The 524-nt window shown below is 57.8% G+C and carries 1 protein-coding gene; it reads left to right on the top strand.

Going from position 1 to position 524, the window contains the following annotated elements:
• Positions 1-524: AMP-binding protein (locus tag AAC147_RS10160; RefSeq protein WP_156115467.1), on the top strand; the 524-nt coding region annotated here is incomplete at both ends.

Raw genomic sequence — 524 nt, 5'->3', positions numbered from 1 at the left:
GTGCTTGATGCCCGCTCACCACGTGTCTTTGACAGAGAACCGGGCAGCAACCCTGACAGCCGGGCACGGGGACTGACTTCACGCCATCTGGCTTATGTGATCTACACCTCCGGCTCCACCGGTCAGCCCAAAGGGGTGATGGTTGAACACGCGAATGCCATTCGCCTGTTAGCGGCAACACAAGGGTATTTCCAGTTCAATAGCAACGACGTCTGGACACTGTTCCACTCATTTGCTTTTGATTTCTCGGTATGGGAGATATGGGGCGCCCTGTCTTACGGTGGCAAGCTGGTTATCGTCCCGGCGGTCTGTGCCCGCTCACCGCAGGCGTTCTATGCGCTGTTGTGTCAGGAACGTGTGACCGTGCTGAACCAGACCCCCAGTGCTTTCCGCCAGCTTATCCCTGCGCAGGATGACACGGCACATTCCCTGCGTTGTATTATCTTTGGCGGGGAGGCGCTGGACTTGCCGATGCTGGCCCCCTGGATTGCTCATAACCCGGTTCAGCAGACCCGTCTGGTGAA

It is taken from the genome of Xenorhabdus sp. NBAII XenSa04, from assembly GCF_963866145.1.
GTDB classification, from domain to species: domain Bacteria; phylum Pseudomonadota; class Gammaproteobacteria; order Enterobacterales; family Enterobacteriaceae; genus Xenorhabdus; species Xenorhabdus indica.
The sequence above is the reverse complement of the archived record's forward strand: the minus strand, read 5'-3'. Positions and strand labels throughout refer to the sequence as shown.